At 40.7% G+C, this 5679-nt stretch carries 5 protein-coding genes and 1 pseudogene; 2 read left to right on the top strand and 4 right to left on the bottom strand.

The window, feature by feature from the left end:
• Positions 1-97: 97 nt before the first annotated feature.
• A pseudogene (locus tag HWQ38_RS00060) lies at positions 98-1090 on the bottom strand (IS630 family transposase); the annotation flags it as partial.
• 891 nt (positions 1091-1981) lie between these two features.
• Here HWQ38_RS00060 and HWQ38_RS00055 point away from each other — a divergent pair.
• Entirely contained in the window at positions 1982-2185 is a 204-nt protein-coding gene (locus HWQ38_RS00055; RefSeq protein WP_292788844.1) for a CopG family transcriptional regulator, read from the top strand.
• On the opposite strand, the gene dinB is transcribed toward HWQ38_RS00055, so the two are convergent.
• Positions 2156-3301, bottom strand: a complete 1146-nt coding sequence (dinB, locus tag HWQ38_RS00050) for a DNA polymerase IV (protein WP_292788842.1) — start codon at positions 3299-3301, stop codon at positions 2156-2158. The two genes, HWQ38_RS00055 and dinB, sit on opposite strands and share 30 nt — an antisense overlap.
• A gap of 189 nt (positions 3302-3490) precedes the next feature.
• Here dinB and HWQ38_RS00045 point away from each other — a divergent pair, with 189 nt between their 5' ends.
• Positions 3491-3901 (top strand): hypothetical protein, encoded by a 411-nt coding sequence (locus HWQ38_RS00045; RefSeq protein ID WP_292788840.1) that lies wholly within the window; start codon positions 3491-3493, stop codon positions 3899-3901.
• 55 nt (positions 3902-3956) lie between these two features.
• Here the strand turns inward: HWQ38_RS00045 and HWQ38_RS00040 are convergent, their stop codons facing one another.
• Positions 3957-5267: a glycosyltransferase gene (locus HWQ38_RS00040; RefSeq protein ID WP_292788846.1), complete on the bottom strand. Its 1311-nt coding sequence runs from the start codon at positions 5265-5267 to the stop codon at positions 3957-3959.
• A 119-nt stretch (positions 5268-5386) separates the two neighbouring features.
• A partial coding sequence (locus tag HWQ38_RS00035) for an SDR family NAD(P)-dependent oxidoreductase (RefSeq protein WP_292788837.1) occupies positions 5387-5679 on the bottom strand: 293 nt, incomplete at its 5' end.

Here is a 5679-nt window from a genome sequence, read left to right as displayed (position 1 = left end):
ATTGCGGGTCGTAGTTCCTCACTTGGATAATCGCCAAATAACTGTCTAGATCATACTGGTTATACCAAGTTGCAAAAGATAGTATTGTTACATTTCGTTATATTGAACAGAGCCAAGAAAATCCGACTTCTCCCTTAACAGTAAGGGGGTTATTCATCAGCCACTGACAACGATCAATTAAGGCAGTCTCTAGAGCATCAAGGTTATCAAACACCTTGTTTGCTAATCGCTCTCTTAGTATTGGCCAAATACACTCAGTGGGATTAAGTTGAGGAGTGTATGGAGGAATGGGGTACATAATGATGTCTTGTGGGACATTCAAGTGACGAGTTGTATGCCAACCAGCTTGGTCTACAAGTAAAATAATTAACTTGTCTTTACGGGAATTGACTTGAGTCGTAAAAGCATCCAAGGCTATTTGCATCACAGTTGTATTCACCCTGGGCAAAATAAACAAACAACTGTTATCTGTTTGAGGATGAACAAAACCATAGGTATATAGCCACTTGTAGCGTGGATAATGATCAGAAACGGGACGTTGACCCTTAAGAGCCCAGGTTCTACGAACCACTGGTTTGAGTCCTAAACGAGCCTCATCCTGTGCCCAGACTTCTACTTGTTTATGAGGGCATAACCAACGCATTAATCGGACAAAAAACTTCAGTTGCGCTTTAAAAAATACCCTTTCTTCTAAAGTGGCACTTTTTTGATGTAATGGTCTTGGTAATTGTAAGGTCAAACCCAGTCGTCTTAGCTGTCTCCACGCCGTTGTCCGATGTATGCGGATACCAAACTGTTGTTTAATCAATTCCCCTACTTTTGGTCCACTCCATAACCCACCGTCATCTGGAGGTGATTGTAATCGTTCATAAAGTTGCTTTTGCTGTTCTGGAGTTAAGGCTTTTTGTTTCCCTCCAGGGCTATTTTTATGTCCGTCTACAATGCCTTCTACACCCAGAACATTGTAACAGCGAGCAATTTTTCGTACCCAATCAGTACTAAAACCTGTAATGGCTGCTACTTGCTCTACTTTCATTGGTTTTCCTGGTCGGCTCAACAGACGAATCACCAACCATCGGGTGCGTTTTCTTAATAAATCTTTTTGAGACTGAGGGAGATTAGAGTTTTCTAAGGCTTGTTGATATTTTTGCTCGTCATTTATCACCTCTAATAACTGCTTCTTAAGTTGATTTTTCAGATTTTCTAGCTCATCTCTTGCTTTTTTATCATTAGTCAATCGAGCTTGTAACTCCAATACGTTTTTATCTATTTCTGCCTCTGCGTTTTCAGCTTGTTTGCAAATTTTTTCTAAGGTTGATAGAACAGTCGGAATCTTTGCTGAACATGACGGTGAAATAGCTTCGGCAACTTTCACACTCCCGGTAGAGGAGAATGCCAAAGCATTTTGAGGTTGCACAAAGACAATTAATACACCAATTAATGCTGGTGTGGGTGAATAGTAAAATTTCATTTAAATTCTTATAAGAGAGCAAGTACTTGTAAAATATACCGCAAAATCAATAAAATTTCCGAAAAATGGCTATTTTAATAAAATACCGTAATTAATCACACAAAAGTCATTTAAAATAAATTAACTTATCCAAAACTATAAATCCAGAGTACTTAGTCAATTTCACCTTTGGGTAAAGAATAAATGAATATTAGATGCAATTGTATGAAGACAAGGTTTAGTAAATTCAATTGGCAATACTTGCTGATTATACACCTCTTGCAAGGCTCACTTTGATTGCGCTTTGCTTAACAATATTTACAAAAAATACAAGCTCGTTTCAAATATTTTAAAGTTCATATAGATGATTTATCGGTGAAGTTTTGGATTATAAGTAAATACCCTGGAGAAGATGTGCTAAAAATGTTTTTACGGCAAGTATGCTGTGGTTAACATCTATATATTTGTTAAGTATTGCACTTGGCATTTAAAGTCTAGATAATTCATTAAATTTGATCAATAGAGCAAGTCATGAACAAAAAATGGGCTGTCAAACGAATCACAATAAATCTTGCATCAGCTGAAAGCGAAAAACTTGAAAAATATTGTGCAAGTACAGGTAGACCTGCAACTGATGTGATTCGGGAGTTGATTCGCTCTTTGACAATAACCGAGTTGTCACCGTCTGAACAGACTACATCTACGCTAAAATATGATGTTCCCATTCTGAAATAATGGCAATTGAATTACTTGGGTTTGTTTGGCATTATCCAAATTGGACAAGGAAATGCCCAACAACCTAATACTGCGATTTTCCAAATCAATCGACTCAAACAGTGCTTTGGCTATCTCAAAAATCGTAGAGAGTTCACTGATAGGAGCAAGCATTGTCTTACTGCGGGTTAACTGCTGATAGTCAGAGAACTTAACTTTCAGGGTTAATGTGCGTCCTCGCGTTTCATTCTGCTCCAACCGTTGCTCACAAGAAAGGGCAATCTGTTCGAGTTCTTGTAACATTTGATCGGCATCGCTTAAGTCTTGTGCAAACGAGGTTTCTGCACCAATGGACTTGCGAACTCGATTCGCCTCAACTGGGCGATCATCCTCTGCTTTGGCAATCTTGTAGTAATAATGACCTGCTTTACCAAAGTGGTGTGTTAACTCAGTCAGCGATCGCTGCTTCAAATCCGCACCAGTATGAATACCGAGCGAATGCATCTTCGCCGCCGTCACCTCACCAATACCGTGAAACTTTTCAATTGATAGCTGTTCTACAAATCCGATTGCTTGCTCCGGTAGAATCACCGTTAGTCCATTCGGCTTATTTTGACCTGATGCCATTTTTGCAAGAAACTTGTTAATCGACACGCCTGCGGTTGCCGTCAACTGAGTTTCCTGAAAAATCGCAGTTTTGATGTGTCTTGCAATAGTAGAAGCGTAGGGGATGTTTTGCTTATTCTCAGTAACATCAAGGTATGCCTCATCTAGTGCAACTCCTTCCACCAAGTCAGTATAGCGTTTGAATATGGCGTTGATTGAAGTGGAAATCTCTCGGTAAACGTCGAATCTCGGTCTGACAAAGATAAGCCCAGGACATTTAGCGAACGCAGTTACTGAGGGCATCGCGGAGTGAATACCAAACTTACGAGCTTCATAACTGGCTGCTGCAACCACGCCCCGTTGATTGGGGCTGCCACCGACTACTAACGGTTTTCCTCGGTAGCTAGGGTTGTCCCTCTGCTCTACCGATGCGTAAAAAGCATCCATATCTACATGAATTATCTTCCTAGTTATAGCGGCAGATTCTTGTCCCAAGGGTAGCTCCACCACAAGCAGTCTCGCTTTTGACACACTATTTCCAAGCAAATAAAATCCTAAACTACAAATATTATAGTACACTAGCACTAGTCTCTCGTTCTAAGTCCCTCACTATTTAGTAGAACCCTTTGGTGACAATTCTTTACCCCCCATTAACGCAAAAATAATTGATAATTTTTTAACAGTACTGTCTGTTTGCCCCATCTCCTCAATATCCACAATATGAATATCGACCGATTACAGTCACTTAAGCAAAAACTGACGGACGTTGCAGACTTGTCCCATATCTGGTCATTTTATATGGATCATTTTGCGGATCAGCCAGAATTCACTGACCTCGGTGAGCCTGCCGATAATGAATACCTAGATGCTGTCCTCTACAAAACTTGTCAGCAGATGTTTGGCAGGCCAATCAAGATTACTGGCTTTTTCCTGATCTACATTCCAAACTATCGTTTATTTCATGGACCTTTCCAAGTTGAAGGACGTATTGGGGGTGTGATTTATTTCGAGGATATCAAAATTGGGTTAATTGCAGTGTCAGCAGATTATCCCCCTACCGATGCGGTTAAGTATTCACGTTTTACTGAGGTGATTCAACTGTCTGCTCTTAATGGCAACGATTACAATTGAGAGAAGCACAACTTATAGATGTCAGTGATGATGTATTTTAATTGTCTGGGATTTCTCACCCAATCAAACCCAAATGCCGATGAAATGCTTCAACAGCATTCGTCACACCATCTTCATCTCTAATCTTCTGGCCTAACTCCTGGGCTTTACACCGCATTACCTCATCACCTAGTACTACTTCAATTGCTGCTGCTAAAGTTTTTTCTGATACCTTCTGGTACGGTATCGGTTGTGGGCTGACTCCCAACCGGGTTAGCTTTTCACCCCAAACTGGCTGATCTGCAAAGAAAGGTACAGTAACTGATGGTATCCCCGCACGTAACACCGCCGCCGTTGTACTAGCTCCTCCGTGATGTACTACTGCTGGCACTTGAGGAAATAGCCAATCATGGGGAACTTCCTTGATCGCAAATGCGCGTAACGAGTTTTTAATACCGACACTTCTACCGATTTCTCCCCAGCCTGACAAGATAATGCCGCGTTGACACATCTTCTTCAAAGCTGACAAGATAAAGTCTGTGAGATTCTCTGGATTTGGCAAAGTCATGCTTCCAAATCCAAAACACACTGGTGGTGGCCCCTGCTCCAGATAATCCTCCAGTTCCTCAGTAGGCTGATAGTCATCTGCAAGGTCAATAAACCAGAACCCTGTCACATACAACCACTTGGCCCAATCCCTTGGTCTTGGGATGACGTGCGAACTGAATCCATACAGTACTGGGATTTGTAACAAGTTCGCAGGCGTTTTTTTGCGGAAGCGTCTCCCTAGAAATGGCAGGGGCGGCAATTTCAAAGTATCTGTTCTAAAGTTATTGAGCAGTTTCCGATATCTTTGCCAGTACAAAAACTCTACCAGCAAGTAGCTGCCATAGTTGATCGCTTTCTTTAGTGGGTTTTTAGCTATTTGAGAAAATTTCAAAAACCCAAACATTCCTGTCGGACTCAACGGTAGAACCGATGCAAAAAAGCAAGGTACTTCTAATTTCTCTGCAATATGATATCCAAAGGTAGCTAACGGGGTATAGATAATCACGTCGCTCCCATTACACGCTAGCCAAGCAGATTCTAACTGCTCAAGCAAAAGCTTATCTCCTTCTTCTTTTTTCAACTTTTCTCCTGCAATCAATCGCTGCCCTTGTTCGGATTGCAAAAACTCTTGCATATTTCCAGCGATCGCTGCAAACTTTAAATCGAACTTCCTAACAAATAACTCAAAGTTCTCATGCGTTGCCAGCGTTACTTCATGCCCCGCACGTTTCAATCCAATAGCCAAAGCGCAGTATGGTTGCAAGTCTCCTCTTGAACCTACTGTTAGGATTGTAATCTTCAGTTTTCGACTTGGTACTATAGGTAGACTTTGGCTCAAATGCTTTTTCCTGCTGAAAACTCCAGTATTCAAAAATTGTACTAATTTCCTGTGCCTCTAGGCGATAAACTAATACAGTTTAAATCAGCCTATTTTTTGGTAACTGTTCCCTTGCGTTCTCAGAAAAACTTTCTTAACTGAACCACGTTAAGCCAATTGCGATCGCTATTGCATTGGTTAATATAGAACCAAAACGAAGTCGAACGTCCCCAGCCAGAACTAAAGTTAACAATAATACCCCGTTTGTTTTTCACCATTGCTGGTACGAAATGGCGAATTATATTCGCTACTCCTTTGATATTGATATCTATTAGATCCGAAAATTCTTCAGATGGTATTTCCCACAAAGGTTCTGGATAAGTAAGTCGTGGAGAAAATTTATAAGTATGTAACAAAGAGTTAAGCAGAAGAA

Source organism: Nostoc sp. NMS7 (genome assembly GCF_017115085.1).
Lineage (GTDB): Bacteria > Cyanobacteriota > Cyanobacteriia > Cyanobacteriales > Nostocaceae > Nostoc.
The sequence above is the reverse complement of the archived record's forward strand: the minus strand, read 5'-3'. Positions and strand labels throughout refer to the sequence as shown.